Below are 26,897 nucleotides of genomic sequence, written 5' to 3' on the forward strand. Positions count from 1 at the left end.
GTGCCCCGGCCCTCATGCCAGTCTTACCCGATGTGGCCGCTCCAGCCGATCTGGCTGCCCTGAGAGAAACCTACAAAAGCGACAAAGCAACCGTTTTGCAGGGCTTGGCCAACAGTGGCGCGTCCGTGCGAGGCCTCAAACAGACCCTCAAACAATTGGCCATTCTGGCCGATGGCTTGCTGATCGAGTTGTGGCAAAACGCGGGTTTCGCCGCCGAACTGGCCCTGGTGGCGGTTGGCGGTTTTGGGCGCGCCGAGTTGTTTCCCCACTCCGATGTGGATGTGCTGGTGTTGCTGCCCTCCGGCCAAACCCCGGAGGCCGACCCAAAGTTGCAGGCACAGCTCGAGCGCTTCATTGGCAGTTGCTGGGACACAGGCCTGGAAATTGGCGCCAGTGTGCGAAGCTTGGACGAGTGCCTGGCCGAATCGGCCAAGGACATCACGGTGCAAACCTCTTTGCTGGAGTCGCGACGGGTGACGGGCAACACCCCACTGTTCACCGAGTTCCAAATGCAATTTCAGGCCGCCATGGACCCGCAGGCCTTCTTGGTGGCCAAGACCCTGGAAATGCACCAGCGTCACACCAAGTTCGACAAAACCCCCTACGCCTTGGAGCCCAACTGCAAAGAGTCCCCCGGCGGCTTGCGCGACCTGCAGATGATTTTGTGGGTGGCCCGCGCGGCAGGTTTGGGCCAGAGTTGGGACGAGTTGGCCCGCAAAGGCTTGGCCACGCCGCTGGAGGCGCGCCAAATCAAGCGCAACGAAGCCTTGCTGGGTCTGATTCGCGCCCGCTTGCACCTGCAAGCCAAGCGCCGCGAAGACCGACTGGTGTTTGACCTGCAAACGAACGTCGCTGAAAGCTTTGGCTATGCCTCGGACATCACGCCCGAAGGCCGACTGGCATTGCGCGCCAGTGAAAAACTGATGCGCCAATACTATTGGGCGGCCAAGGCGGTCACGCAGCTCAACCAGATCTTGTTGCTCAACATCGAAGACCGCCTCAAAACCGAGCGCGGCGAGAGCATCGATCACTTTCGCCCCTTGAATGAGCGCTTTTTTGAAAAGGCCGGGCTGATCGAAGTGGCCAGTGACGACTTGTACCAAAAGCACCCGCACGCCATCCTCGAAACCTTTTTGCTCTACCAGGCCACACCTGGCCTCAAAGGCCTGTCGGCCCGCACGCTGCGGGCGCTGTACAACGTGCGCGCCATCATGAACGGACGCTTTCGCGCCGACCCTGTCAACCGCCAAACGTTTTTGCAGATCCTCCAGCAGCCCCAGGGCATCACCCATGCCATGCGCCTGATGAACGAAACCTCGGTGCTCGGGCGCTACCTATGGGTGTTTCGGCGCATCGTGGGCCAGATGCAGCACGACCTGTTTCACGCCTACACCGTTGACCAGCACATCCTGATGGTGCTGCGCAATGTGCGGCGCTTTTTCATGGCCGAGCACACGCACGAGTACCCCTTTTGCTCCCAACTGGCCAGCGGCTGGGACAAGCCCTGGATCTTGTACGCGGCCGCCTTGTTCCACGACATCGCCAAAGGGCGCGGCGGCGACCACTCGCAGCTGGGCTGCGCCGAGGTGCGCACCTTTTGCCGCCAGCACCAGATAGGCAAGGAAGACGCGCAGCTGATCGAGTTCCTGGTCAGTGAACACTTAACCATGAGCCGCGTGGCGCAAAAGGAAGATCTGGGCAACCCCGAAGTCATCACCCGTTTTGCCCAGCGCGTGGGCGATGAGCGCCGTTTGACGGCCCTGTACCTGCTCACCGTGGCCGACATCCGGGGCACCAGCCCCAAGGTCTGGAATGCCTGGAAAGGCAAGCTGTTGGAGGACCTGTACAAGTCAAGCCTGCGGGTGCTGGGTGGCCGTGCCCCCGATGCCAATGCCGAGGTGGAAGCGCGCAAACGTGAAGCCCTGATCGAGTTGGCCCGACAAGCCCAGCCCCACGAGGGTCACAAAGCCTTGTGGGACACCTTGGAGGTGAGCTACTTCATGCGCCACGATGCTTCTGACATCGCCTGGCATGCGCGTCAGCTCTCGCGCCAAGTGGCCCTGCACACGCCCGATCAAACCCGCACCATCGTGCGCGCCAGGCCCTCACCGGTCGGTGAGGGGTTGCAGGTGCTGGTCTACACGCCCGACCAATCGGATTTGTTCGCCCGCATTTGTGGTCACTTTGACCAATCGGGCTTCAGTATTTTGGACGCCAAAATCCACACCACACGCACAGGGTGGGCACTGGACACCTTCCAAATTGTCACGCCCATGCTGCCCGAGCATTACCGTGAACTCATGACCATGGTCGAGTCGAACCTGACCAAACTCCTGGAGCAAGAAGGCCCCCTGCCCTCGCCGTCTCGCGGCCGCGTCTCGCGCCGCGTCAAGAGTTTCCCGGTCACACCCCGGGTGACCCTGAACCCGGATGAACAAGGGCAAAAATGGCTGCTCAGCATCTCCGCCAGTGACCGCATTGGTTTGCTCTACCGCGTGGCCCGTGTGCTGGCGCTGCACGGTATCCGCCTGCACCTGGCCAAGATCAGCACCTTGGGTGAGCGGGTTGAAGACACCTTCCTCATCAGCGGACCCGCCTTGCAGCACAACCGAGCGCAAATCGAGATCGAAACCGAGTTGCTGCATGCCTTGCAGCCGGCCTGAATACGTCTGCTTCGGGCGTCAGCACCGATGACAAAGCGCGAAAATCCGAGGCCGATCTGAAGTCTCAACGGGACAATGAAAAAGGCCGCGAAATTCGCCAACATGCCCTGGAATGATCTGCAGGAATGCGAGATCTTCGGCACCAAAGTTTTGCCGCAGCTCAAAACCGTGTCCCTAGCCCAAGAATATGGCCGTGTTCCGGCCCAAACACCGCCCACCCCTTTGGGCACAGGAGTCCGCAAATGAATTCAGACATCGGCCGCACAACCTTGCCCAATGGGCGCAGCCTCAGCCGCATGGCCTATGGCGTGTGGCGTTTATCGGAGGCGCAAGACCACTCGGTCAGCGCCAACCTGGCCCGCATTGACGCCTGCCTGGCACAAGGCATCACCACCTTTGACCACGCTGACATTTATGGCGACTACCGCTGCGAGGCCCTGTTTGGCGAAGCCATCAAGGCCCGCCCCAGCCTCAAGAGCCAAATCGAGATTGTCACCAAGACCGACATCATGCTGCTGTCGTCGCAGTGGCCAAGCACGCGGGTCAAACACTACGACACCAGCGCTGCCCACGTCACGGCCAGCGTTGAGCGCTCGCTCTCGCGCATCGGCGTGGACGTGATCGATTTGCTGCTCATCCACCGCCCGGACCCGCTGATGGATGCCCAGGAACTGGGCGCCTGCCTGGATGGTTTGATGGACAGCGGCAAGCTCCGTGGCGTGGGCGTTTCCAACTTCATGCCCTGGGACGTGGATTTGCTGCAGTCGTGCATGAAGCACAAGCTGCAAACCAACCAACTGGAGCTGAGCCTGTTGCACACGGCCCCCTTCATCAATGGTCAACTGGCGCATGCACAGCAACACCGCATGCCGGTGATGGCCTGGTCGCCGCTCGGTGGCGGACGTTTGCATTCGCAAGCGAGCACGCCCGGCACTGCCGCTACACGACTGGCCCCCAAACTGACTTCTTTGGCCAGCGCTGCAGGCACAGACACCACCGCCGTGGCCATGGCCTGGCTGATGCACCACCCGGTGGGCGTCCTGCCCGTCATGGGCTCCAACCAACTCGATCGCATCGCCTGCTTTGGCGACGCCGCCCGCGTCCCCATGGACCGCCAGACCTGGTACGAGCTCTACGAGTTGGCCAACGGTCACGAAGTCCCCTGAAACAGTCGCTTGGCTGCCTCATTGTTTTTGAAAGTTCGCCAAGCGCACCCTGCCCGAAGCCTTGACCGCTACCCAAACCCTGGGAGCGGCGAGCCCCATCCCTCCGGACCCGGCTGAATACCGCAAAGCCTTGTCCTGTTTTGCCACCGGGGTCACCGTGGTCACCTCACACTGGCAAGGCAGCGATTGGGGCATGACCTGCAACTCCTTTTCGTCGGTCTCTTTAGAGCCCCGACTGGTTTTGTGGAGCATGCGCAAAGCAGTCAGCATCGTGTTTGCCAACTGGGGGGCACGCCTGTCCCAGCGCATAGACAAACGCAAACTGCAATTGGCCTTTGCCGGGTTTTTGGCACTGGTGGCCGCCCACATGCTGTTGTTTTGATCGGGGTACTCACGCTCGGAGTGCCTGGCGTAGAGCTGCCAGAAACGGATCTGCCGCCTCGTACTGCACCCAGTGGCCAGCGCCCGGCACCACTTGCCAATGGCCCCAATGGCGTGCCATGGTCGGCATGGCATCAGCCAGCTGCGACAAGCGCCCCCGGTACAGGGCGTCTTGCTCCCCAAAAATCGCGCTCACCCGGGCGGACAACTTCGGCAAAGTCCGCGCAACGATGTCGCTCGATGACAGACGCCTGCGCGGCATGCGGTCGCGCTGCACATTGGCCGTGTGCAGGTGCAAGGCCAACTCGTCCAAGGCTTGTGGGGCGTGCAGCATGAGGGCCATCAGGTTGTGGCGGTGTACCGCTTCTTGCGCTTGAGGCACAGACAAATGCCGCCAGCCTTTGAGCGGGATCCGATCGGGCACCGTCAGGCCCATGCCGGGCGCGCCCACCAGCACCAATTGCACGGCGTCTTGGGGGTGCTCGGCCAACCACAAAGCCCCGGCCATCCCCCCAAAAGAAAACCCCGCCACACTCAGCTGTCCGGCGCACACCCCAGCGGCTTGCAATTGCGCAAGACCCGCATGCAAATGGGCAGGCAAGTCATCCACATCGGTGCAGCCCTGAGGCAAGTCCGAGTCGCCAAAACCCGGTAAGTCGGGCACCAACACGCGCCAGCCTGCATCGCGCAGCGGGGCAATGCAGCGCAGCCAATGCGTCCAGCTGCCACTGCCGCCATGCAAAAGGGCCAATGTTGGCGCAGCGACATCCCCCCACGCATGCCACACCATCCGGGCCGATGCGAAAGAAGTCTCATGGCGCTCGCCACCGGCCAAAGCGGCGGCCAGATCGTGGGGCAAAAAATCAGGCAAAACTGCAACTGGCATAGGTCTGAAATGGCATCAACAACGCAAAAACAATGGTCGAATGAATGGGTTTTAAAAAGGCCATCGGCTCCAGCGAGAAGCTGTCAGTTGACGGCCCAGGCAGTTCAACTGGGAACCTTGAGATTGGGGTGTTGCAAACGCCAAACCTTCCATGCAGCAGCAGTGGCAAAAGCGCTGGTGACGATGCTGGCCACAAACACACTCTGCAATCCCCAGCGCTCGCTGAGCAAACCGCCCAACAAAGCCCCAATCACCCCCGGCAAGCCATAGGCCACCACGGTGTAAAGCGCCTGCCCACGACCGCGCAAGCGCCCTGGAAAATGTTGAGAAATCAGGGTGATGCACACCGTGTGGTGCGTGGCAAAGGTGATGGCGTGCAAGGTTTGCGCCAAAAGCAAGACCCACAACACATCGGCCCAAGCGGCCGTCATGCCCATGCGCACCAGCATGACGCCCGAGCAGGCCACCAGCCAGCCGGTCAATGGCACACGCGGAAGCCAGCGCGACTGGGTGAAAAACCAGACCACCTCCACTGCCACCGACAAGGCCCACAGCACGCCGATCATGGTTTTGCTGTAACCCAAAGAATCGAGGTACAGCGAGAAAAAAACGTAGATGCCAATGTGTGACAGCACATGAAAAAACGTGGAGGCAAAAAACCACTGCACCGGCTTTTGCCGCAGAACGGGCATGACCGACACATGCTCGCGCACCTGATGCGCCGCTTCCTTGATGTCGGGCATCCACCACACGCTTAGCAGCACGGCAGCCAAGCTGAGCACCGTCCAGCCCGGGAAATGCTTCATGCCAAAGGCTTCGAACCAAGCCCCGGCCAAAAACACCGTGACCAGAAAACCCAAAGAACCCCACAGGCGCACACGGCCGTAACGCTTGCTGTCAAAAGAGCCGTTTTGGCTGACCAAGTGCGCCATGGCCGCCTCGCTCATGGGCATCATGGCACTGGTGTGGGTGAACATCAGCAGCAAAATCAAGCCCAAACCCACAGGGCCCCAATCCCAAAAAAGAAGGCAAGCCGTGGCAAACGCCACACCTGCTCCGATTCGCAACAGTTTGACCCGCTCACCCGTGCGGTCGCTGATGGCCCCCCAGGCGTAGGGTGCGAACAAACGCGTGGTGGCCTGCACGGCGGTGAGCACGCTGATGGTGAGCAAGCTCAGCCCCATGTCCTGCAACCACAGGGGCAGATAGGGGTTGAAAAAACCGATGTGCGCGAAGTAACTGGCCGACAGCGCGGCAAAGGGCATGAGCTGACGACGTGGCGTCATGCCTTAAGGCTTGGCGGCAGCAATAGGCGGCAAGTCGTGCACGACATCGCCGCATTGGGCGCGGTGCTGTAAGGCGTGTTCCATGACCACCAGCGCCAGCATGGCCTCGGCAATCGGGGTGGCTCGGATGCCCACACACGGGTCATGCCGGCCCTTGGTGATGACCTCGGTGGACTGGCCTGCTGAATCAATCGAATCGCGGGCGATCAGGATCGAACTGGTGGGCTTGATGGCGATGGACACCTCGATGTCTTGTCCGGTGCTGATGCCACCCAGCACACCGCCCGCGTTGTTGCCCACAAAGCCGTCCGGCGAGAGCGAGTCACCTGCGGTGCTGCCTTTTTGCGTGACGCAGCCAAAGCCAGCGCCAATTTCCACACCTTTGACCGCGTTGATGCCCATCATGGCGTAGGCGATGTCGGCGTCGATCTTGTCAAACAGCGGCTGGCCCAAGCCCACGGGCACGCCCCGCGCCACCACGCGCAAACGGGCACCGCAGGAATCGCCCGATTTGCGCAGGGCGCTCATGTAGTCCTCCAGAGTCGACACATCGGCCACCGGGGCAAAAAACGGGTTGCCCTGCACATGGTCCCAGCTTTCAAAACCAATCGGCACATCACCGATCTGGGTCATGCAGCCCACAAAGGTGGTGCCAAATTTTTCTTTGAGCCACTTCTTGGCCACCGCCCCAGCAGCCACCATAGGCGCCGTGAGGCGTGCCGACGAGCGGCCACCACCACGCGGGTCGCGCAGGCCGTATTTGCGCCAGTAGGTGTAGTCGGCATGACCTGGGCGAAAAGTTTGCAAAATGTCGCCGTAGTCCTTGCTGCGCTGATCGGTGTTGTTGATCAACAGGCAAATCGGGGTGCCGGTGGTCATGCCCTGGTAAACGCCTGACAGGATTTGTACCGCATCGGGCTCGTTGCGCTGGGTGACGAATTTGCTGGTGCCGGGTCGGCGTCGGTCCAGGTCGGGCTGGATGTCGGCCTCGCTCAGCGGCATGCCCGGAGGGCAGCCGTCGATCACGCAGCCAATGGCCGGGCCGTGGGATTCACCAAAGTTGGTGACCGAAAAAAGTTGTCCGAAGGTATTGCCGCTCATGTGCTGGATTATCCCAGAGCCCGGCCCTCGTTTGGAGGGCACGGGGGCAATCGCCATCTCAGCGCTCGCCGAGCGACTGGTTCAAGGTCTTGATGACGGGCTTGGACAGGTATTTGAGCACCGTGTTGGAGCCAGTTTTAATCTCCACCATGCTGGTCATGCCCGGCTGGATGTCGAGCTTTTGGTCAGGGCGGCCACTGAACATGCGCCCATCTGTTTTGACCTGCACCCGGTAGTAAGGCTGCTCGCCTTGCTGCACGTTCAGGTTGTCGGTCAAGGTGTCTGGGCTGATGTAGGACAAGGTGCCACTCAGGTCGCCATAGATGGTGTAGTCGTAGGCGTCGATCTTGACCGTGGCCTTCATGCCGGTTTTGATGAAGGCGATGTCGGCCGGGCTGACCTTGGCCTCGATCACCAGGTCCTCTTCCAAAGGCACGATCTGCATGACCTCTTCACCGGGGCGGATCACACCACCGCGCGTGGTCACGCGCACGTTTTTCACAATGCCGTGTAAAGGCGCACGCAACTCGGTCTGCGTCAGTTGGTCCTTGCGCTGGGCCATGATCTGCTGCACCCCGGCCAGATCTTCAAGGGCCTTGCTCAGCTCGGCCTGCGTGTCCTGAAAATACTTGTTCTTGCGGTTGGTGATCTGGGCCTGCGTGTCGGCAATTTGCCGCTCCAGGCGCAAGACCTCGGTGGCACTGACATCGCCAGTTTTGAGCAGGGGCCGTGTCATGTTCAGCTCTTTTTGCACGATGGCCTTGATGTTTTCATAAGACTGCAGCTCGTCCTTGATGGCCGATTGGCGCTTCATGAACAACATGGTTTGTGTGTCGCGGAACTCGGGGTAATCCCTGGCTTCGGGCGGAAAACGCGGCTCGCGCCCCAGCACCTCGGCTTGCAAACGGGCCACCGTGATGGCCAGACCTGCTGCCTTGGCTCGGGTTTCCAGGTAACTGGACTGCTGGCGCGTGCCGTCGATCTTGACCAGCACCTGGTCTCGTTGGACCACATCGCCCTCGCGCACCATCATCTCTTCAATCACCCCGCCGTCTTGAGACTGGATGATTTGCGAGCGGGCACTGGAGATCACCGAGCCCGGTGCGCGGGTGATCTGGTCAATTTCGGCCAAATAAGCCCAACCAAAAAACACCACACAGGTCAGGAACAAGGACCACAGCGCCCAGCGCGATCCACTCAGCGCGCCGCTCAAGTCCTCACGCTGGTGGTCGGGGTCAGAGGGGCCCAAAAACCAGAAAATTTTCATGCCGAAACTCCTGCAGCAGGTCCGGGCGAGACGGTGGCCGCCGGAGTATTGGCGCTGGGTTGGCGCAAACGGTTCAGGACCTCGTCACGCGGCCCGTCGAGCACCACACGGCCTTTGTCGACCACCAAAATCCGGCTGACATAAGACAAAACCGAGGGCTTGTGCGTGACCACCACAATGGACGATTCAGCAGGCATGTTTTCAAAAAGATGTTGCATCACGCGGTTTTCAAGTTTGGCATCCATGGAGGCCGTGGGCTCATCGAGCAGCAAGACTTTGGGCATGGCCAGCAACATGCGTGTCAGGCCCACCAACTGGCGCTGCCCCCCCGACAAACCGCGTCCGCCCTCGGCAATGCTCAGCTCCAGGCCCTGGGGATGGTTTTGAATCACCTGATCGAGCCCGGTCATGGCCGCGGCTTTGAAGATCTGGCTGTCGCTGGGCAGGGGCAAGCCCAAGGTCAGGTTGTGCCGCAATGAACCATTGAACAGGCGCACGTCCTGAGGCAAATAGCCCACGTGCTCGCGCACAAACTCGGGCGCCAGATGCACCATGTCGACCTGGTCCAGGTAAACCTGACCCGAAGAAGGTTTGAACATCCCCGACAGCAACTTGATCAGGGTGGTCTTGCCAGAACCCACCGAGCCCAGGATGGCGATGCGCTCACCCGGCGCGATGCTCAACTGGGGCACCTCCAGACCGGGCAAATCTTTGGCATAGGTGAAATGGGCCTTGTTCAAACGGATACCACCTCGGCACAACTCGGGCACCACAAGGCGCTCGCTGTACTCGCGTTCACTGGGCATGCCCATGATGCCGTTGAGTGATTGAAGCGCCATCTTGGCGTGCTGCCACTGCACGATCAACCCCGGCAGTTGTGCCACGGGCGTCAAGGCCCGCCCGGAGATGATGGAGCAAGCGATCAAGCCCCCCATGGTCAGGTGTCCGTTGTTGATGGCGTAAGCCCCAGCGGCGATCATGCCCGCGTAGCTCAGTTGTTGAATGGTTTGCGTCAGGTTGCTCGACAAGGTGGAGAACTGCCGCATTTTCAGCTCGCTGTCGGCCATGGTCGAGGTCATGCTGCGCCAGCGCTCGAGCATCTTCCATTCGGCGTTGGCGGCCTTGACCGATTCGATCCCGTCGATGGCCTCGATCAGTAAGCCGTTTTTTTCGTTGGACTCCTTCATGTGCATGCCGGTGTACTTTTCGATGGATCCGCGAAACGCCAAACCTGCCAGCACGGCCAACGGCACAGCCACCAAGGGCACCAGCGCCACTGGTCCGGCAATGATGGCGATCACGCCCACGAACAAAATCGCAAAGGGCAAGTCGGCCATGATGAACAGACTCGACGAAGTCAGGAAATTGCGCACCGATTCGAAATGCCGGATTTGCGAGGCGAAGGTGCCCACCGTGTTGGGCCGCGCGTCCATGCGGATGTCCAGGGCTTTGCCAAAAAACACCGCCGACAACTCCTGGTCGATCGCTTTGCAGGCACGGTCCACCATGAAGGCCCGCACCTGTTTGAGCACCAACTCCATCAAGATGGCAATGACCACCCCAATGGTCAGCACCCACAAAGTCGAATAGCCCTTGGTCGGGATCACACGGTCGTACACCTGCATCGAGTACAAAGCCGCTACCAGCCCCACCAAGCTGATCACGCAGGTGGCCACCACCGCCTCGAAGAACACCGAGCGGTAGCGCCGAATCGAGGTGGCAAACCAGTCGGTCGCGCTCAGTGCGCGGTGCCCCGACTCACCCGGGCGGGCGGGCATGATGCTCAGCTTCAACAAACGCCCCTGACGGGCATCGGCCATGGACAAAACGCAGGGGTTGCCCTCCGGGTCCTGACAGGTCAGGCGGTGACGGCCGGAGCCGCCGCGCACCAGCAAGACCTGCTCGCCCTCAGAGCCCACCCAAAGCATCGGGAAATCAGACGGCTTGAGATTTTTAGGGTCGAGCGCATGGATGTGCGCGGTGGGAAAGCGTCCCAGCCACCAGGCTTTGAGGCGCTCTTCGCGGCTCAGGTGATCCACCATCAGGCCATCGGTGGTGCGCGACATCATGCCAAAGCGGTGCGCGGGTACGGCTTGGCCCAAGAGGCCCGCCAGTCGAGACAAAACCACCGCCAAGTTGCGGTCCAGCATCATGCTGGAAGCGCTGTCGTGTTCAGTCATGGATCAGTCCGAGCGCTTGGCTGTTCATGGGCCCGGTCAGCAACATCACGCGCAGCTGCAGTGACTGCGTGGTGGAAGACACATCGAGCGCGCTGTAATGGGCCTGGGCACTCTCGCGCAGGGCGTTGAGCACATCCAGCCAGTTTTTCTTGCCAATTTGGTACTGGCGCAGATAGGACTCCACCACATCCTCTGTGGCCGTGACCAACAAGCGGGCGGGCTCGACCTGTTGTGTGAGCGCATCGAGTTCGGCCAAAGTCGTGCGCACTTGCTGCTCGAGCTGGCGTTCAAACACCACGGTGTTTTGCAGGCTGTTTTCCAGTCGCGAACGCGCTGCGGCAGCCACACTGCGGACCGACAAACCCGGGCCGGGAGTGAACTGCAGCGACAAATACGTGCGGTTGGCCTGGGTCGAATTGTCTTGGGCCCCTAAATTTTGGCGATGTGCCAAGGCCACCGTTGGGTAAAGGCCCGCTTGGGCCATGTCGATTTGCGCTTGGGCAACCTCTTGCTGGGTGCGCCAGCGAAGCAACTCGGCCGAGTGGGTTTTGCTCGCTTCAATGGCCACGCCAACGTCTTGTGGTGGCAGGGCCATTCGGGTAGGTGCTTTCAAAGCCGTGTGAGGCTCGCCCACCAATTGCTGCAGGGCCAGCTGTGCCGTCTGCAAGGAACGGGCAAACTGGATGCGCTCGGTTACAGCTTGCTGAAAACGTGCAGTGGCCAGCACCTGATCGGTCAAGGGGCTGATCTCGGCCACCACGCGGCGTTGAATCAACTCCAGCAGCTTGCGGTGTTCGTTCTCGGTTTTGCGGGCCACCTCCAGCCGTTGGTGCCAGCGCAGCATTTCGAAAAACTGCTGCCCTGCTTGTTGCATCAAGCTGGTGCGTGTTTCTTGCAGACTGGCCTCGGCCAGTGTCAGTTGGGCTTGTGCCAAACGGTTTTGGGCATCGATTTTGCCGCCAGCCCACAACGGTTGTTGTACCAACAAGGCCGCTTGGGGACGCCCCCCTGAGGCTGTGGCTTCGGTGCTCACAGTCGGATATCGCGACCATTTGGCTGTTTCCAGATCCGCTTGTGCGGCTTTCACCTCGGCGAGTTTGGCTTTGACGCTAGGATGGTGCGTGGCTGCAAGACTCAGGGCATCGACCAGCCGTAACTCGGTGGCCACAGAAATTGAAGGCCAGCCCCCCAGCAGGGCCGCCAACACCAAACTGGTTTGCCAAACTTTGCGATGGGTCATTTGAGTAAAAATCACTTTTCAGTGTTTTATTAATTTAGTACTCAAATATTATTGCATGATAATTCCCAGTAACGCATAAAAAAACCCACTGTCATCAAGACAGTGGGCACATAAACAAATGGAACCTTCACCCTTGGGTGGCGATCACCAAGGCAAGGCGGATCAGTTGGAAGGCTGAGTGCTTTCCTGGTCAGGCCAGTCACGGATGTAGGCCTTGAGCATCTTGTTCTCAAAGTCTTGGCTGTCCACCACGGCTTTGGCCACATCGTAAAAACTGATCACGCCCATCAAGGTCGCGCCATCCATGATGGGCATGTAGCGGGCATGGCGCTCGAGCATGATGCGGCGCACCTCGTCCAAATCGGTCTCGCTGGTGCAGGACATGGGCTGCGCGTCCATGGCTTCGAGCACAGTCGTTTGGCCCACCTGACCGCCGTTTTTGACCACTTGCTGAATCACTTCGCGAAAGGTCAGCATGCCCGCCAGCTGGCCTTGGGACATGACGACCAGGGAACCGATGTCTTTTTCGGCCATGGCATTGAGGGCGCTGGACAGGAGTTCATCGGGGTTGACCGTGAACAAGGTGCTCCCCTTGACCCGCAAAATATCGCTGACTTTCATGGTGTCTCTCCTCAAGCTGGTGTGTAACTACCGTGGATTTAATATAGCCCACAATGTGCGCCGTGCACAGCGTTTCACACACGCAGGCCTTTTCTTTTTTCGGAGACTCCCATGGCTGGCTACAGCGATCCCGGTTTTGACACCTTGGCCCTGCATGCAGGCGCTGCCCCCGATCCGACCACCGGTGCCCGCGCGGTGCCGATCCATCTGACCACGTCCTTCGTTTTTGAGTCTTCAGACCAGGCTGCAGCGCTGTTCAACCTTGAGCGCCCAGGCCACGTGTACAGCCGCATCAGCAACCCCACCAACGCGGTGCTGGAGCAGCGCATCTCGGCTTTGGAGGGCGGCATCGGCGCCATCACCACATCCAGCGGGCAAGCGGCCTTGCATTTGGCCATTGCCACCCTCATGGGTGCGGGCTCGCACATCGTGGCATCGAGTGCTTTGTACGGCGGTTCACACAACCTGCTGCACTACACCCTGAGCCGCTTTGGCATCCGCACCACCTTTGTCAAACCCGGCGATTTGGACGCCTGGCAGGCTGCGGTACAACCCGACACCAAACTGTTTTTTGGCGAAACCGTGGGCAACCCCGGCATGGACGTGCTGGACATTGAGGCTGTGAGCGCCATCGCACACGAAGCGGGTGTGCCCTTGCTGGTGGACTCCACCCTCACCTCGCCCTGGCTCATCAAGCCCTTCGACCACGGGGCCGATCTGGTTTACCACTCGGCCACCAAGTTTTTGTCGGGCCACGGCACGGTGGTGGGCGGCGTGGTGGTCGATGGCGGCAGTTTTGACTGGGACAAATCGGGCAAATTTGCGGAGCTGAGCCAAGCCTACGAGGGCTTTCACAACATGGTGTTCAGCGAAGAAAGCACCGTGGGCGCCTTCTTGCTGCGCGCCCGGCGCGAGGGCCTGCGCGACTTTGGCGCTTGCATGAGCCCACACACCGCCTGGCTGATCTTGCAAGGCATCGAAACCCTGCCCCTGCGCATGGCCCGCCACATGGACAACACAGCCAAAGTGGTCGAATTTTTGGCCGCGCACCCTTCGGTCAGCCGCGTAGGCCACCCGATGCTGGAGAGCCACCCATCGCACGCTTTGGCACAAAAACTCTTGCCACGCGGCGCAGGCTCGGTGTTCAGTTTTGACATCAAAGGCTCTCGCGCCCAAGGCCAAAAGTTCATCGAAACCCTCAAGGTCTTCAGCCACCTGGCCAACGTGGGCGACTGCCGCAGCCTGGTGATCCACCCGGCCAGCACCACGCATTTCCGAATGACCGACGAGGCCTTGGCCGCAGGCGGCATTGGCCCCGGAACCATCAGACTGTCGATCGGCTTGGAAGACCCTGCTGACCTGATCGACGACCTGAAAAAGGCGCTCAAAGCCGCGGAGAAAGCAGCATGAAAATCACCGTTCAAGGCCACGAGCTTTACGCCTACACCGGCGGCAAGCCCTTCAACCCCGCGCAACCCACCGCTGTGTTCATCCATGGCGTGCTCAACGACCACAGCGTCTGGATTTTGCAAACCCGCTATATGGCGCACCACGGCTGGAACGTGCTGGCCATCGACCTGCCCGGGCACTGCAAAAGCGAAGGCACACCACCCCAAAGCGTGGAAGAAGCGGCCGACACCCTCATCGCGCTGCTCAATGCGCTGAACATCGAAAAAGCCGCGCTGATCGGCCACAGCTTTGGCTCGCTGATCGCCCTGGAAGCCGCGGCCCGCGACGGTGCAGACCACCCCGGACGGGTGAGCCACCTGGTCATGGTGGGCACGGCCTACCCCATGCGCGTGTCACCGGCCTTGCTCGATCTGTCGGTCAGCGCACCCTTCAAAGCCATTGACATGGTCAACAGCTTCTCGCACTCCACGCTGGCCCCACCGCCTTCTGCCTTGGGCCCCGGCACTTGGCTTTATGGCGGCAGCAAGGCGCTCATGCGGCGGGTGCTGGCCAGCAACACACAAGTGAACGTGTTCCACACGGGATTCAAGGCCTGCGACGACTACCGAGGCGCAGAAGCGGCCATGCCAAAAGTGGCTTGTCCCACGCTGTTTGTGCTGGGCAGCGCCGATCAAATGACGCCGCCCAAAGCGGCGCAAACCCTGATCGATTTGTGCGGCCAGCCCAAAGTAGAGAAGCTGCCAGCCGGTCACTCGCTCATGACCGAAGCGCCCGAAGGCGTGTTGAAGGCGCTCAAGGATTTTTTGAAGCCTTGAGCATGAAGGCCATTCGCGCACAGGGGTGCGCTTCTACGACATGAACACATTGACTGCCCAGATCACCCCGCCCTTGTCGGCTGAGCGGGCCAGCGAGTTGGCCCAAAGCCTGGACCTGCGGGCCTTGCCACGAGACTTTCTGGACAACCCTTACCCGGTCTACGCCGCGCTGCGCGAGTCCGAACCCTTCAAGCGCATGCCCGACGGCTCGTACTTCCTCACACGGCACGCCGATCTGGTGGCGGTGTACCGCGACGCCAAAGTGTTCAGCTCCGACAAGCAAGTGGAGTTCAGCCCCAAATACAACCACGCGCCTTTCAACCAGCCGCCCTACGCCACAGCAAGCGGTGTCTCCCCGCTGTTCGAGCACCACACCAGCAGCTTGGTCTTCAACGATCCGCCACTGCACACCCGGGTTCGCCGACTCATCATGGGCGCCCTCACCCGCCGGGCCATTGAAGCCATGGAGCCAGGCCTGGTGTTGCTGGTGGACAGCCTGCTGGACAAGATTGAAGCGCAAGGCGGTGGCGACCTGATCGAAGACTTTGCCTCGGCCATTCCAGTCGAGATCATCGGCAACCTGCTGGGTGTGCCACATGCCGAGCGCGAACCGCTGCGCGGCTGGTCGCTGGCCATTTTGGGGGCGCTTGAACCATCCCTTAGCCCTGAACAAGAAGCACTGGGCCACCGCAGCGTGACCGAGTTTTTGACCTATCTGCGCCAATTGGTGGCGCAGCGCCGCCAGCACCCCGCAGACCCGGAGCACGACGTGCTGACCCGCTTGATCCAGGGTGAGGAAAATGGCGAAGCCCTGAGCGAAGTCGAGCTGCTGCAAAACTGTGTTTTTTTGCTCAATGCCGGGCACGAGACCACCACCAACCTGATCGGCAACGCCCTCATCAGCCTGCAGGAATGGCCCGAGCAGCGAGAACAACTCCAAGCCGATCTGAAAGCAGCCAGCTCTGACGAAGTGCGCGAACGAATCCTGGGTTTGGCGGTCGATGAATTTTTGCGTTTCGAATCATCCAACCAGCTGAGCAACCGCCGCGCGGTTCAAGCCACCCAAGTCAACGGCGTTGACTTGCCCGCCGGGGCCTTGGTCACGCTGTGCATTGGCGCGGCCAACCGCGACCCGGCGGTTTACGAGAATCCCGAGCAACTGGACCTGCGCCGCACCGGCAACAAGCACCTGGCCTTTGGCTTTGGCGTGCACCAGTGCGCGGGCCTGAGTCTGGCGCGTTTGGAAGGCCGCGTGGCCATTGGCCGTTTTTTGCAGCGCTTTCCCAATTACCAGCTCACGCAAGCGCCTCAGCGCGGCGGCCGGGCCCGGTTTCGCGGCTTTTTACACGCCCCGTTTTCAATCCGATAAGCAACAAGGAGACACGCCATGAACCCGACTGAAACCCCCAAGGTTGAGCACAACAGCTTTGCCGAGTTCTACCCGTTTTACCTGAGCGAGCACAGCCACCGAACCTGCCGCCGCATGCATTTTGTGGGCAGTACGCTGAGCCTGATGTGTCTGGCCATGTTGGCCGTGACCGGCAAACCGCAGTACTTTTTGTACGCCCTTCTGTGTGGTTACGGCTGCGCCTGGGTCGGGCATTTTGTGTTCGAGAAAAACAAGCCCGCCAGCTTCAAGCGCCCGCTCTACAGCTTCATGGGCGACTGGGTGATGTACCGCGACATGTGGCGCGGGCGTGTGAGTTTTTGAGCATTCCAGCCTCAAGCGGCCGCATCAAAGGTCCCGCGCTGGGGGCAGCAACTGCGCCACACGGATTCGGTCCAGACCGGTTTGGACCCACAGCGGGTCCGCTGCCGATTCGCGCAACACCAGCAATCGGTCGGCCAATGGCGCCACACACGCCTGGGAAGGGTCAATCAGCAACACCTGCCTTGCTTGGGCCTGGTCGTTTTGTTCGGTCAGGCGCCCTACCCAGTCGAGTCCTTGCAAAACGGCCAACACTTGCTGCAACTCGCCCAGCTCCACGCGCAATCGGGCAGCCAAAGCCCCGGTGCTCCAGCCCCGCTGCTCGCTGAGCTTGGCAGCGTTCAATTCGGCCAGCACCTCCAGAGCCAATCTGAAGGACCAACCTGCCCCTTGGGGTTTTCGCCACTGCTCGCGACCGAGCTCCGGCAAGCTGGAAGCCAGCACAGCCCCCAACAAAACCAATAACCAGGTCACATAGATCCACACCAACAAAATCGGCACCGCCGCAAAGGCTCCGTAGACCAGCGAATAGGTGGGCACTTCAAGCAAATAAAAGGCCATGCCCTTTTTGGCCAGCTCCAGGGAAGCGGCCACCAGAAAACCGGCGGTGATGGCATGGCGCCACCGCACCCGTGTGTAGGGCACATAAAAGTAAAGACCGCTCACGCAGGCGGTCAGCAGCAAAAACTCAAAACTGTCGAGCAACCAGCGCACCGAACCGGGCAAGACATTCACCACATCGCGAGACGCCGTGACCACATACGAGGTGATGGCCAGACTGCCGCCCAAAAGCAGTGGCCCCAAGGTGATGGCTGACCAATAGAGCAGCACCTTTTGGGGCAAGGGCCGTTGGCGTTGCACCCGCCAGATTTGGCCCAGGGTGCGCTCGATGGTCACCATCAGAAACACGGCAGACAAGAGCACCGCCACCAGACCCGCCGAGCCCAAGCGGCTGGCCTTGCGCGAAAACTGCGTCAAATAACTCAGCACTTGGCGGGCAATGCTCTCGGGCACCAGGCTCTCGATCAGCCAGCGCTGGATCGTGTCTTGGAACTTGCCAAACACCGGAAAGGCCGAGAAGACCGCCAAGCCCAGCACAAACAAGGGCACCATGGCCAGCACGGTGGTGAAAGTCAGCGAGCTGGCACTGACGCCCAAACGCGCATCGCGAAAGCGCTCGGCCAAGACGCCGCCCATCTGGCGCCAGGGAAACACCGACAGCTCCTGCCACCACAAACGGGTGTGCGCGCTCAGGCCGGTCTTGGACAAGGTTGTTTGCATGCCCGGTATGATGCCACCGCAATGAACTCGAACCCCGAAAACTCTGCCCTCCCCCCACAAGAAAATTCCCCAGCGGGCCTGGACTTCACGCGCTGGTTGGCTGTCGGCAGCTTGCTGGGCCTGATCGTTTTGGGCTTGCTCTGGGAGCTTTGGTTGGCCCCTTTGCGCCCGGGCGGCTCCTGGTGGGTCATCAAAGTACTGCCTTTGTGCATGCCTTTGGCCGGTCTCCTTAAAAACCGCATGTACACCTACCGCTGGGTCAGCATGTTGGTCTGGTTGTACTTCACCGAAGGCGTCATGCGCGCGTGGGGCGATGCCTGGCCCTCCAACGCTCTGGCCGGCCTGCAGATCAGCTTGTGCATCACGTTGTTTGTGGCTTGCGCTCTCCATGTGCGGATCCGTTTCAAGGCCGCCAAGGCCACCGGCAATTTTGTGCCCGTACCCCGTGACTGAACACCATGACACAGCACTTGCTCGACCAATTGCGCCAAATTTGTGGCGCTGCCAACGTTCTCACGCACGACGACCCGGCCACTGACCTGAGCCCCTGGGAGCAAGACTGGCGCAAACGTGTGTGCGGTCGCGCTCTGGCCGTGGTGCGTCCGGGTGACACCGCGCAAGTGGCTGCCGTGGTCAAAGCTTGTGCTGCGGTGGGCACCTCCATCGTGCCCCAAGGCGGCAACACCGGGCTGGTGGTGGGCGGCGTACCCAACGGCTCGGGCTCACAGATTGTGCTGAGCATGACCCGCATGAACGCGGTGCGGGCCATCGACCCGGCCAATCTCACCATCACGGTGGAAGCCGGTTGTGTGCTGCAAAACCTGCAAGCCGCTGCCGAGCAAGCCGGATTTTTGTTCCCTTTGAGTTTGGGCGCCGAAGGCAGTTGCACCATCGGCGGCAACCTGGGCACCAACGCGGGCGGCACACAGGTCGTGCGCTACGGCAACACCCGTGAGCTGTGCCTGGGCCTGGAAGTGGTCACCGCACAAGGCGAGGTCTGGCACGGCTTGAGCGGCCTGCGCAAAGACAACACGGGTTATGACCTGCGCAATTTGATGATTGGCAGCGAAGGCACGCTCGGCATCATCACCGCCGCCACCATGAAGCTTTACCCCCTGCCTGCTGCCCAGCTGACCGCTTGGGCCGCCGTGCCCAGCATGGCAGCTGCTGTGCAACTGTTGGGCTTGGCCCATAAGCGCTTGGGCCCCGGACTCACCGGTTTTGAAGTCATGGGCCAGTTCGCGCTGAGCTTGGTCGACAAACATTACCCGCAGCTGCGCGTGCCGCTGTGGCAAGAAACGCCCTGGTGCGTGCTGCTCGAGAACTCCGACAGCGAAAGCGAAAGCCACGCCCGGGAACAGTTTGAAGCCCTGCTCGAGGCTGCGCTGGAACAAGGCTACGCGTCCGACGCCGTGGTCGCCGAAAACCTGACGCAGGCCAAAGGCCTGTGGCATATACGCGAGAGCATCACTTTGGCCCAAGCCACCGAGGGCCTGAACATCAAACACGACATCAGCATCCCCGTCTCGCGCATCCCGGACTTTGTGGCCGAGACCGATGCCCTGCTGGCCAGAGAAGTGCCCGGCGTGCGCATGGTGGACTTTGGCCACTTGGGCGACGGCAACCTGCATTACAACGTGCAGGCTCCCGAGGGGGCCGATGGCAAAGCCTTTTTGCGCGAGTTCGAAGACAAGGTCAACACCCTGGTGTTCGACCAAGTCAAACGCTTTGGCGGCTCCATCAGCGCCGAACACGGCGTGGGCGAGCAAAAAGTGCACAAGCTCCCCCACTACAAAGACCCCACGGCTCTGGCCATGATGCGTGCCGTCAAGCAGGCACTGGACCCGCAGAACCTGCTCAACCCTGGGCGTGTGCTTGCGTGAGTCGAATCCCGCAGTCAACAGGTTTATTGCTGCTGATTTACCTGTGTTTCATCAGCTTGGGTTTGCCCGATGGCGTTTTGGGCGCAGGCTGGCCTGCGATCCGTGCCGATTTGGGTCAACCTTTGGCCGCTGTGGGGTGGATGACTTTGACGGTGACCATTTGCGCTGGACTCAGCAGCTGGTTTGCCGCGCCACTGACGCGCCGGTGGGGAACCGGCCCGATTGTGGTGGTCAGTGGTGGCATGACTGCACTGGCCTTGCTGGGTTTCGCATTCGCCCCCACTTTTGTCTGGTTACTGCTCATGGCCGTGCCCTTGGGATGGGGTGCGGGCGCCGTTGATGCCAGTGTTAACCACTTTGTGGCCAAGCACTACAGCGCGCGGCACATGAACTGGTTACATGGAAGTTGGGGCATTGGCGCCAGCACAGGACCTTTGCTCATGGGCGTGGTGATGGTGCAAACCGGGCAATGGACATACGGCGTCTTGACTCTAGGCCTGATTCAGTTGGCAATCACCGCTGTGCTCTGGTTTTATTTGCCTCTGTGGCTTCGGCCCTTACCGCAGGTGCCGGTCGACAAACCAGCACTGCCCCCTACAAGCCGCCCATCCCGCCAAGGCGTTCCCACCCGTGCGGCCTGGATGGCCCCCCTATGCTTTCTGTTTTATGTGGGGGCAGAAGCAGGCGTTGGCCTTTGGGCGGTGAGTATTTTGGTGCAGGAACGTGGTTTGAGCCTGGTACAAGCGGGTATGGGGTTGTCCTTGTATTTTGGTGCCATCACTTTGGGGCGTTTTGCTGTTGGGTTGGTTGCGCACCGAATGCACAACCGTCAATGGGTCAGAGTCGGGCTCGGCCTGGCCCTGCTGGGCGCTGGCCTATTTGCATTGCCATTGCCCGGCTCCATAGGATTGCTTGGGCTTGTGCTGATGGGTTGTGGTTGCGCCCCGATATTTCCATCGCTGATGGCCGAAACCACTGAGCGGTTTCCGGCCGAAATGGCGCGGACGCTGGTGAGCCGACAAATGGTTTTCTCTTATTTGGGTGGTTCTTTGGTACCTGCCAGTCTGGGGCTTTTGGCCACCTGGATTGGTCTGACTTGGGTCATGCCCGGGGTCATCCTGCTTTTGCTCGGTCTGCTGGTGACCACCCAGCGTCTGGACCGCATCACCTGAGCCCCCAACAGATCACCCGCCCTCAACCCCCTGGATTGTTAAACTCACACCCATGAACATGCCAGCTCGCCCCATCCGCAGCCAATACGAAGATTTCATGCGCCACGTCTACACCACGGGTGTGCAAAAGGGTGACCGCACCGGCACCGGCACCCGCAGCGTGTTTGGCCACCAGATGCGGTTTGACCTGAACGAGGGCTTCCCGCTGGTCACGACCAAGAAAGTTTTTTTGCGGGCCATTATTGTGGAGTTGCTGTGGTTTTTGCGGGGTGACAGCAACGTGAAGTGGCTGCAAGAGCGCGGCTGCACCATTTGGGATGAGTGGGCACGCGAAGATGGATCACTGGGCCCTGTTTATGGTGTGCAGTGGCGCAGCTGGCCCACACCGGGCGGCGGCCACATCGACCAGATGCAGCAGGTCATGGACACGCTCAAAAACAACCCTGACAGCCGCAGAATCATCGTGAGCGCCTGGAACGTGGCCGAACTCGACCAAATGGCGCTGATGCCTTGCCATGCGTTTTTCCAGTTTTATGTGGCGCCCCCCCAAAAGGCGGGCGATAAGCCCAAGCTCAGCTGCCAGCTGTATCAGCGCAGTGCTGACATCTTTTTGGGCGTGCCCTTCAACATTGCCAGCTACGCCCTGCTTACCCACATGGTGGCCCAGCAATGCGACATGGACGTGGGCGACTTCATCTGGACGGGCGGGGATTGCCACATTTACAGCAACCACCACGATCAGGTGCAATTGCAGCTCAGCCGTGCGCCCATGGCCTACCCCACGCTCAACATCAAACGCAAACCCGCTTCGATCTTCGATTACGAATTTGAAGACTTTGAGGTCGTGGGATACGAATGTCACCCTGCCATCAAAGCGCCGGTGGCTGTCTGAGGCGAGGCGAATGAAGTTGCACCTGATTTACGCCCGCGCCCGCAATGGCACGATTGGCAAAGACAACCAGATGCCCTGGCACCTGCCTGAAGACTTGGCGCATTTCAAGCGCGTGACGCTGGGCCAGCCGGTCATCATGGGCCGCAAGACTTGGGACTCGCTGCCAGAACGGTTTCGGCCGCTGCCCGGGCGTTTGAACATTGTGATCACCCGCCAAAACGACTGGTGCTCCGAAGGCGCACTGCGCGCGGCCTCTATAGAGGAGGCGATGCGCCTTTGCGGCGAGGTGCCCGATGCCTGGATCATGGGCGGTGCCGAGATTTACCGTCAGGCCGAGCCCCTGGCCAGCACGGCCGTGGTCACCGAGATCGATGCGGACTTTGAAGGGGATGCTTTCGCCCCCGTGCTGGGCACCCGCTGGCATGAAAAGCAACGTGAGACCTGTGTCTCGACCAAGGGCTTACCTTTCAGTTTTGTCACCTACTACCGCACAGCTTGATCTGCGCCCCATGCGGTGCATGGCGCCCGATGAGATTCAAGTCAAATCCCATCCGACAGACTCACGGCGTTTCAAACGCCTTCGCTGGACTTTTGGCAATGCGCCAGCCACATTTGGCGCAGGGCATTTTCAAAATCACGGGTGTACTGATCAATGTCCCAAGCGGGGCTTGCCAGCAGGCGTTCACGCATGCCCTGCTTGAGCTCAAGCAGGGCCTGACGGTCCCTCGCCATGGCTGCTGCAATGCGCACGTAGTCGGCATCCGACTCGGCGACCCATTCGCTCAATCCCGCCGCCGTCATGAAGCTGGCCCCCATGCGCGAGACAAAATTGCCCCCCGCCTTGACCACGGCAGGCACGCCCATCCACAGGGCTTGCAAAGTGGTGGTGCCCCCGTTGTAGGGCGTGGGATCGAGCGCGATGTCGACATCGGCGTACTCGGCCATCATGTCGGTCAGGCCCACCGGGCCGCGGAACTCCAGGCGCTCACGCGCAATGCCTTCGGCTTCAAAGCGCTGGACAAATGATTCGATGGCCCCTGCGTCCTTGAAGCTCGGGGCTTTGAGCAGCAAACGTGAACCCGGAACTTCTTGCAGCACCGCCGCCCAGAGTTTGACGGTGTGTGGTGTGAGTTTGGGCACGTTGTTGAATGAGCCAAAAGTCAGCGGGCGCTCGGCATGGCTGGCGTCGTAGGCTGGAAAGGGGTAATCCACCTCAGGCGAGAAACAGAAAACACTGCCCGGCAAACGAACCAACTTTTCGCTGAACAGGTTTTCGCTGCCCGGCGGGGCCACCACGCTGTCGGCCACCAGCCAGTCGATGTTGGGCACACCTGTGGAGCCGGGGTAACCCAAAAAGGTGGCCTGCACAGGCGCGGCGCGCTGCGCGAACAAGCTCATGCGCTGCATGCTGGTGTGGCCGGCCAGGTCGAGCAGAATGTCGATGCCATCTTCTTCGATGCGGCGCGCCAGTTGGGCATCGTTCCAGGCCGTCACCTCCACCCAATGGGGCACACGGCGCTTGGCCAGTTGGGTCTGGTCGTCGTAAGACACGCCCGTGAAATAGACCGTGAGGTCAACCGCCTTGGGATCAAGGCGTGCCAGCACGGGCTGCATGAAAATGTTGACCGGATGCTGGTGGTGAAAATCAGCCGTGACCAAGCCCACGCGCAGCTTGCGCTGGGGACTCTTTTTATTCTTGAAACTGCCCACAGCGCGCGCTCGAGCACCCAAAGGCGCAAACAACTCGCGGTGCAGATCGGCCACATCCTGCGGGCTGAGCTTGTCGCTGTACAGCGCACTCATGGCAGCGCTGGAACGCATCTTGGACAGCGGCCCCTCTTCATCAGCCAGCTCTTTGTACAGGCGCATCGCGGTGTCGGCATCGCCCGAACGGCCTGCCACGCTGGCCCGCATGGACTTGGCGCCCGACTGAGGCGACAAGGCTTCAGCCTTGGCCAACACTTCCAGCGCTTCTTGCATGCACCAGCTTTCAGCCAAAGAGTGCGCCAAGTTCCAGTGCGCTGTGCCACTGTCTGGATGCAAAGCCACGCTGCGGCGCAGCACCTCTTGGGCTTCTTGCCAGAGGTTGTAGCGAAAGGACAATTCAGCCAAGCGGGCCAAAGTGACCTCGGCCGTGCCGGCGCTGGCACGCTCCAAGGCGCGGTGGCCGTCTTCTGTCATGCCCAAGCGCAAAAAGATGTCGCCCAGATCCATTTGCATTTCGGCACGCTCATTGTCATCCAGGGGCTCGGATGCCAAACGCAAAATCAGCAAAGCTTGACGCATGGATTCCAGTGCCCTGGGCACATCGCCGCGCTCCAGTCTGAATTTGGCCATGCGCCAATGCATCGTGCGGGCCTTGTCTGCGCCCCCCGCCTGCAAAGCACGGTGGTACTCCACAGCCCCAGCATCAAACTGCCCCTGGTCCTCCAGCAAGCGTGCCATCGACAAACGTGCCTCAAATCGGCCAGGCACCAAGCCGATGGCTTTGGCATAACAAACCTGAGCTTGCTGATGCTGGGCCTGCTGGCGACACAAGTGACCCGCCTCCAGCCACGCACTGTAATTGTTCGGAAAATTTCTGAGAACCTGCGAAAACCCCTCGCGCGCTTGCATTGGATGGCCCTGCAATACAAGGCACCTGACCCATTGCAAAGCGGCAGGCTCCATTTGAGGAACCTCTTTCAACACCCGTTCATACAAGGCCTGAGCTTGTGCCCATTGATGGGCTTTGAAGTGTTCATGGGCTTCTTGAAAGGCTTGTGCAAGCTCGGCTGTCAACTCGATGGTGACGGGCTCGGCGCCTTTTTCATTTGAATCAAGGGTTGGGCTGTTCATGGTGTTCGATGGAAAGATCAAGCCAAGGATTTTCCATGTGTTAAGTCGCAATATGTCGACAAATTGTAAAAAAGTGAAATGTTTTTACGGATAGGGACCGATGGGTAAGCCCAAGTGATTGTCTTTGCCCACCGCTGTAGCTTCACGCTGGAGGTGCCGACCGACACCCTGCAAGCCTGAAGTTTTGCCCCTTCTGTGTGGGTAGGTGTCGCCCTGCACACCATGAACTTGACTTGCTGGCAACCCAACAAGCCATCCCCAACGAAGCGATACACACTTGGGCTGCTCGGCTAAACTCCAACGCCAGTCCGCCTCACCCCCACCTCAAGCCTGAACATGAAAATTGCCACCTGGAATGTGAACTCGTTGTCCGTGCGCCTGCCCCAAGTGCTGGACTGGCTGGCGGCCAACCCCACCGAGGTGCTGGCCCTGCAAGAGCTCAAGCTCACCGACGACAAGTTTCCCGCCGCAGCTTTGGCCGAGGCGGGCTACCAGGCGCAATGGTTCGGCCAAAAAACCTACAACGGTGTGGCCCTGATCTCCAAGGCCGACGGCGCGGATGTGGTGAAAAACATCCCTGGCTTTGAAGACGACATGTCGCGTGTGATCGCTGCCACCTACCCCGATGGCGCGGGTGGCACAGTGCGTGTCATCGGTGCGTATTTCCCCAACGGCCAAGCCCCTGACAGCGACAAGTTTGTCTACAAAATGCGCTGGCTGGACGCGCTGCGCGACTGGGTGGGCAGCCAGATGCAACAGCACCCGAACCTGGTGCTGCTGGGCGACTACAACATCACTTTTGACGAACTGGACATGTGGGACCCGGTGGCGCTGGCCGACACCATCCACTGCACAGACGCAGAGCGCGAGAAGCTGCAAGCCCTGATTGACCTGGGCCTGACCGACAGCTTCCGCTTGTTTGAGCAGCCTGAAAAAAGCTACAGCTGGTGGGATTACCGCGAGTTCGCGTTTCGCCGCAACCGGGGCTTGCGCATCGATCACATCCTGATTTCGCAAGCGCTCAAGGCCCGCGCCAGCGCCTGCGTGATCGACCGCGCCCCGCGCAAAAATGAGCGCCCCAGCGACCACGCGCCGGTGGTGTTGACGCTGGACTGAATCAGGCCGACTGAGGCATCAAAAACTCGCGGCTGATGCGCCCGCCCAGCACATTCACCCGCTCCAAAAACTGCGTCAGGTAGGCGTGAAGACCCGTGGCCAGGATCTCATCGATGCGGCCAAAAGCCAGCTCCGAGCGCAAACGGCCGGCGTGGCGCAACGTGTCGCTGTCGGCGTCGTGTGAGACCAGTTTCAAGTTTGCCACCACCTCGTTCAAGCTGGCCAGCAACGAGCGCGGCATGTCGGGGCGCAAGATCAGCAACTCGGCCACGCGCTCGGGGCGGATCACATCGCGGTAAACCTTGCGGTACACCTCAAAGCCGCTGACGCTGCGCAAGATCGCGCTCCAGTGGTAAAAATCATATTCCTCCGTGCTTTCGGTCTCGGGTGCCCCGTATTGCGGCGCGCCAAAAAAATCGTTTTGCATGGCATGGAACTTCACATCCACCAGCCGCGCCGTGTTGTCAGCACGCTCTAAAAACGTGCCCATGCGCATGAAGTAAAGCGACTCGTCCATCAGCATGGTGCCCACCGTCACGCCACGCGACAGGTGCGAGCGGAACTTGACCCATTCAAAGAACTGGCCCGGATCGCGCTCGAACTCGCCGCTTTTGAGCATGCGGTTGACTTCGAGCCAGGTCTGGTTTTGCGTCTCCCACACCTCGGTGGTGAGTGTGCCCCGCACGGCGCGGGCGTTTTCTCGCGCAGCGCGCAAACACGACAAGATGGAGGAAGGGTTGTTTTCATCACGGACCATGAAGGCCATCACATCACGGGGGTTGATGGTTTTGTAGCGGGCCAGGTAGGACGGCAACAACTCGCTGATGGACAAAAGGCCCTCCCAACCCGCTTCGACGGCCGCAGCCGACTGCGGCAAAAGCGAGGTCTCGTAGCTCACGTTCAGCATGCGGGCCGTGTTCTCTGCACGTTCCATGTAGCGGGACATCCAGAACAAGTGGTCGGCGGTTCTTGAAAGCATGTGTGTTCTCCC

General features: G+C 60.5%; 23 protein-coding genes. 13 read left to right on the forward strand and 10 right to left on the reverse strand.

Going from position 1 to position 26,897, the window contains the following annotated elements:
• Nucleotides 1–14: 14 nt before the first annotated feature.
• From B9Z50_RS07200 to B9Z50_RS17930, 3 genes are all read left to right on the forward strand, one after another.
• Nucleotides 15–2,663 (forward strand): [protein-PII] uridylyltransferase, encoded by a 2,649-nt coding sequence (locus tag B9Z50_RS07200; RefSeq protein WP_108363649.1) that lies wholly within the window; start codon nucleotides 15–17, stop codon nucleotides 2,661–2,663.
• Between the two features lie 242 nt (nucleotides 2,664–2,905).
• Nucleotides 2,906–3,829 (forward strand): aldo/keto reductase family oxidoreductase, encoded by a 924-nt coding sequence (locus tag B9Z50_RS07210; protein WP_108362977.1) that lies wholly within the window; start codon nucleotides 2,906–2,908, stop codon nucleotides 3,827–3,829.
• A gap of 61 nt (nucleotides 3,830–3,890) precedes the next feature.
• Nucleotides 3,891–4,211, forward strand: coding sequence for a flavin reductase family protein (locus B9Z50_RS17930; protein WP_233249799.1), 321 nt, complete (start codon nucleotides 3,891–3,893; stop codon nucleotides 4,209–4,211).
• A gap of 9 nt (nucleotides 4,212–4,220) precedes the next feature.
• Here B9Z50_RS17930 and B9Z50_RS07220 read toward each other — a convergent pair whose 3' ends face one another.
• The 7 genes from B9Z50_RS07220 to B9Z50_RS07250 all read right to left on the reverse strand — a co-directional run bounded on the left by B9Z50_RS07220 (nucleotide 4,221) and on the right by B9Z50_RS07250 (nucleotide 12,791).
• Entirely contained in the window at nucleotides 4,221–5,096 is an 876-nt protein-coding gene (locus B9Z50_RS07220) for an alpha/beta fold hydrolase (RefSeq protein ID WP_233249800.1), read from the reverse strand.
• Between the two features lie 104 nt (nucleotides 5,097–5,200).
• Nucleotides 5,201–6,382, reverse strand: a complete 1,182-nt coding sequence (locus tag B9Z50_RS07225; protein WP_108362978.1) for an MFS transporter — start codon at nucleotides 6,380–6,382, stop codon at nucleotides 5,201–5,203.
• A 3-nt stretch (nucleotides 6,383–6,385) separates the two neighbouring features.
• A complete protein-coding gene (gene aroC, locus B9Z50_RS07230; RefSeq protein ID WP_108362979.1) occupies nucleotides 6,386–7,483 on the reverse strand; it encodes a chorismate synthase in 1,098 nt (365 codons plus the stop codon).
• 58 nt (nucleotides 7,484–7,541) lie between these two features.
• On the reverse strand, nucleotides 7,542–8,750 hold the full coding sequence (locus tag B9Z50_RS07235) for an HlyD family type I secretion periplasmic adaptor subunit (protein ID WP_108362980.1): 1,209 nt from the start codon (nucleotides 8,748–8,750) through the stop codon (nucleotides 7,542–7,544).
• A complete protein-coding gene (locus B9Z50_RS07240) occupies nucleotides 8,747–10,930 on the reverse strand; it encodes a type I secretion system permease/ATPase (protein ID WP_199221685.1) in 2,184 nt (727 codons plus the stop codon). Before B9Z50_RS07240 ends, B9Z50_RS07235 begins: the two co-directional genes overlap by 4 nt.
• Entirely contained in the window at nucleotides 10,923–12,170 is a 1,248-nt protein-coding gene (locus tag B9Z50_RS07245) for a TolC family protein (RefSeq protein ID WP_108362981.1), read from the reverse strand. The genes B9Z50_RS07240 and B9Z50_RS07245 overlap by 8 nt, the downstream gene beginning before the upstream one ends.
• Before the next feature lie 162 nt (nucleotides 12,171–12,332).
• On the reverse strand, nucleotides 12,333–12,791 hold the full coding sequence (locus B9Z50_RS07250; RefSeq protein ID WP_108362982.1) for a CBS domain-containing protein: 459 nt from the start codon (nucleotides 12,789–12,791) through the stop codon (nucleotides 12,333–12,335).
• Nucleotides 12,792–12,902: 111 nt separating this feature from the next.
• Here B9Z50_RS07250 and B9Z50_RS07255 point away from each other — a divergent pair, with 111 nt between their 5' ends.
• The 4 genes from B9Z50_RS07255 to B9Z50_RS07270 are packed head-to-tail and all read left to right on the forward strand — an operon-like array spanning nucleotide 12,903 to nucleotide 16,727.
• Entirely contained in the window at nucleotides 12,903–14,201 is a 1,299-nt protein-coding gene (locus tag B9Z50_RS07255) for an O-acetylhomoserine aminocarboxypropyltransferase (protein ID WP_108362983.1), read from the forward strand.
• Nucleotides 14,198–15,016: an alpha/beta fold hydrolase gene (locus B9Z50_RS07260; protein WP_108362984.1), complete on the forward strand. Its 819-nt coding sequence runs from the start codon at nucleotides 14,198–14,200 to the stop codon at nucleotides 15,014–15,016. Before B9Z50_RS07255 ends, B9Z50_RS07260 begins: the two co-directional genes overlap by 4 nt.
• 40 nt (nucleotides 15,017–15,056) lie before the next feature.
• A complete protein-coding gene (locus B9Z50_RS07265; protein ID WP_108363655.1) occupies nucleotides 15,057–16,385 on the forward strand; it encodes a cytochrome P450 in 1,329 nt (442 codons plus the stop codon).
• A gap of 18 nt (nucleotides 16,386–16,403) precedes the next feature.
• Nucleotides 16,404–16,727: a DUF962 domain-containing protein gene (locus tag B9Z50_RS07270; RefSeq protein WP_108362985.1), complete on the forward strand. Its 324-nt coding sequence runs from the start codon at nucleotides 16,404–16,406 to the stop codon at nucleotides 16,725–16,727.
• 24 nt (nucleotides 16,728–16,751) lie between these two features.
• On the opposite strand, the gene B9Z50_RS07275 is transcribed toward B9Z50_RS07270, so the two are convergent.
• A complete protein-coding gene (locus B9Z50_RS07275; protein WP_108362986.1) occupies nucleotides 16,752–18,005 on the reverse strand; it encodes a YihY family inner membrane protein in 1,254 nt (417 codons plus the stop codon).
• Nucleotides 18,006–18,026: 21 nt separating this feature from the next.
• On the opposite strand from B9Z50_RS07275, the gene B9Z50_RS07280 reads away from it, so the two are divergent.
• The 5 genes from B9Z50_RS07280 to B9Z50_RS07300 are packed head-to-tail and all read left to right on the forward strand — an operon-like array spanning nucleotide 18,027 to nucleotide 22,451.
• On the forward strand, nucleotides 18,027–18,458 hold the full coding sequence (locus tag B9Z50_RS07280) for a DUF2069 domain-containing protein (RefSeq protein ID WP_108362987.1): 432 nt from the start codon (nucleotides 18,027–18,029) through the stop codon (nucleotides 18,456–18,458).
• Between the two features lie 5 nt (nucleotides 18,459–18,463).
• Entirely contained in the window at nucleotides 18,464–19,888 is a 1,425-nt protein-coding gene (locus B9Z50_RS07285; RefSeq protein WP_108362988.1) for an FAD-binding oxidoreductase, read from the forward strand.
• Complete coding sequence (locus B9Z50_RS07290; RefSeq protein WP_108362989.1) at nucleotides 19,885–21,060, forward strand: sugar MFS transporter; 1,176 nt, start codon at nucleotides 19,885–19,887, stop codon at nucleotides 21,058–21,060. Before B9Z50_RS07285 ends, B9Z50_RS07290 begins: the two co-directional genes overlap by 4 nt.
• Nucleotides 21,061–21,118: 58 nt before the next feature.
• A complete protein-coding gene (locus B9Z50_RS07295) occupies nucleotides 21,119–21,952 on the forward strand; it encodes a thymidylate synthase (RefSeq protein ID WP_108363657.1) in 834 nt (277 codons plus the stop codon).
• A gap of 10 nt (nucleotides 21,953–21,962) precedes the next feature.
• Nucleotides 21,963–22,451, forward strand: a complete 489-nt coding sequence (locus B9Z50_RS07300; protein WP_108362990.1) for a dihydrofolate reductase — start codon at nucleotides 21,963–21,965, stop codon at nucleotides 22,449–22,451.
• Between the two features lie 71 nt (nucleotides 22,452–22,522).
• On the opposite strand, the gene B9Z50_RS07305 is transcribed toward B9Z50_RS07300, so the two are convergent.
• Nucleotides 22,523–24,790 (reverse strand): tetratricopeptide repeat protein, encoded by a 2,268-nt coding sequence (locus tag B9Z50_RS07305; RefSeq protein WP_108362991.1) that lies wholly within the window; start codon nucleotides 24,788–24,790, stop codon nucleotides 22,523–22,525.
• 336 nt (nucleotides 24,791–25,126) lie between these two features.
• Here B9Z50_RS07305 and xth point away from each other — a divergent pair, with 336 nt between their 5' ends.
• The gene (gene xth, locus B9Z50_RS07310) at nucleotides 25,127–25,906 is read left to right on the forward strand and encodes an exodeoxyribonuclease III (protein WP_108362992.1); all 780 of its coding nucleotides are present in this window, start codon (nucleotides 25,127–25,129) and stop codon (nucleotides 25,904–25,906) included.
• Nucleotide 25,907: 1 nt separating this feature from the next.
• Here the strand turns inward: xth and B9Z50_RS07315 are convergent, their stop codons facing one another.
• Nucleotides 25,908–26,885, reverse strand: a complete 978-nt coding sequence (locus B9Z50_RS07315; RefSeq protein WP_108362993.1) for an alpha-E domain-containing protein — start codon at nucleotides 26,883–26,885, stop codon at nucleotides 25,908–25,910.
• Nucleotides 26,886–26,897 lie beyond the last annotated feature (12 nt).

Source organism: Limnohabitans sp. Bal53 (assembly GCF_003063355.1).
GTDB lineage: Bacteria > Pseudomonadota > Gammaproteobacteria > Burkholderiales > Burkholderiaceae_C > Limnohabitans_A.

Bases quoted from the DNA above. Each gene is read 5' to 3' on its own strand.
- B9Z50_RS07200 (WP_108363649.1), top strand. From the start codon at position 15: ATGCCAGTCTTACCCGATGTGGCCGCTCCAGCCGATCTGGCTGCCCTG.
- B9Z50_RS07210 (WP_108362977.1), top strand. From the start codon at position 2,906: ATGAATTCAGACATCGGCCGCACAACCTTGCCCAATGGGCGCAGCCTC.
- B9Z50_RS07220 (WP_233249800.1), bottom strand. From the start codon at position 5,096: ATGCCAGTTGCAGTTTTGCCTGATTTTTTGCCCCACGATCTGGCCGCC.
- B9Z50_RS07225 (WP_108362978.1), bottom strand. From the start codon at position 6,382: ATGACGCCACGTCGTCAGCTCATGCCCTTTGCCGCGCTGTCGGCCAGT.
- aroC (WP_108362979.1), bottom strand. From the start codon at position 7,483: ATGAGCGGCAATACCTTCGGACAACTTTTTTCGGTCACCAACTTTGGT.
- B9Z50_RS07235 (WP_108362980.1), bottom strand. From the start codon at position 8,750: ATGAAAATTTTCTGGTTTTTGGGCCCCTCTGACCCCGACCACCAGCGT.
- B9Z50_RS07240 (WP_199221685.1), bottom strand. From the start codon at position 10,930: ATGACTGAACACGACAGCGCTTCCAGCATGATGCTGGACCGCAACTTG.
- B9Z50_RS07245 (WP_108362981.1), bottom strand. From the start codon at position 12,170: ATGACCCATCGCAAAGTTTGGCAAACCAGTTTGGTGTTGGCGGCCCTG.
- B9Z50_RS07250 (WP_108362982.1), bottom strand. From the start codon at position 12,791: ATGAAAGTCAGCGATATTTTGCGGGTCAAGGGGAGCACCTTGTTCACG.
- B9Z50_RS07255 (WP_108362983.1), top strand. From the start codon at position 12,903: ATGGCTGGCTACAGCGATCCCGGTTTTGACACCTTGGCCCTGCATGCA.
- B9Z50_RS07260 (WP_108362984.1), top strand. From the start codon at position 14,198: ATGAAAATCACCGTTCAAGGCCACGAGCTTTACGCCTACACCGGCGGC.
- B9Z50_RS07265 (WP_108363655.1), top strand. From the start codon at position 15,057: ATGAACACATTGACTGCCCAGATCACCCCGCCCTTGTCGGCTGAGCGG.
- B9Z50_RS07270 (WP_108362985.1), top strand. From the start codon at position 16,404: ATGAACCCGACTGAAACCCCCAAGGTTGAGCACAACAGCTTTGCCGAG.
- B9Z50_RS07275 (WP_108362986.1), bottom strand. From the start codon at position 18,005: ATGCAAACAACCTTGTCCAAGACCGGCCTGAGCGCGCACACCCGTTTG.
- B9Z50_RS07280 (WP_108362987.1), top strand. From the start codon at position 18,027: ATGAACTCGAACCCCGAAAACTCTGCCCTCCCCCCACAAGAAAATTCC.
- B9Z50_RS07285 (WP_108362988.1), top strand. From the start codon at position 18,464: ATGACACAGCACTTGCTCGACCAATTGCGCCAAATTTGTGGCGCTGCC.
- B9Z50_RS07295 (WP_108363657.1), top strand. From the start codon at position 21,119: ATGCCAGCTCGCCCCATCCGCAGCCAATACGAAGATTTCATGCGCCAC.
- B9Z50_RS07300 (WP_108362990.1), top strand. From the start codon at position 21,963: ATGAAGTTGCACCTGATTTACGCCCGCGCCCGCAATGGCACGATTGGC.
- B9Z50_RS07305 (WP_108362991.1), bottom strand. From the start codon at position 24,790: ATGAACAGCCCAACCCTTGATTCAAATGAAAAAGGCGCCGAGCCCGTC.
- xth (WP_108362992.1), top strand. From the start codon at position 25,127: ATGAAAATTGCCACCTGGAATGTGAACTCGTTGTCCGTGCGCCTGCCC.
- B9Z50_RS07315 (WP_108362993.1), bottom strand. From the start codon at position 26,885: ATGCTTTCAAGAACCGCCGACCACTTGTTCTGGATGTCCCGCTACATG.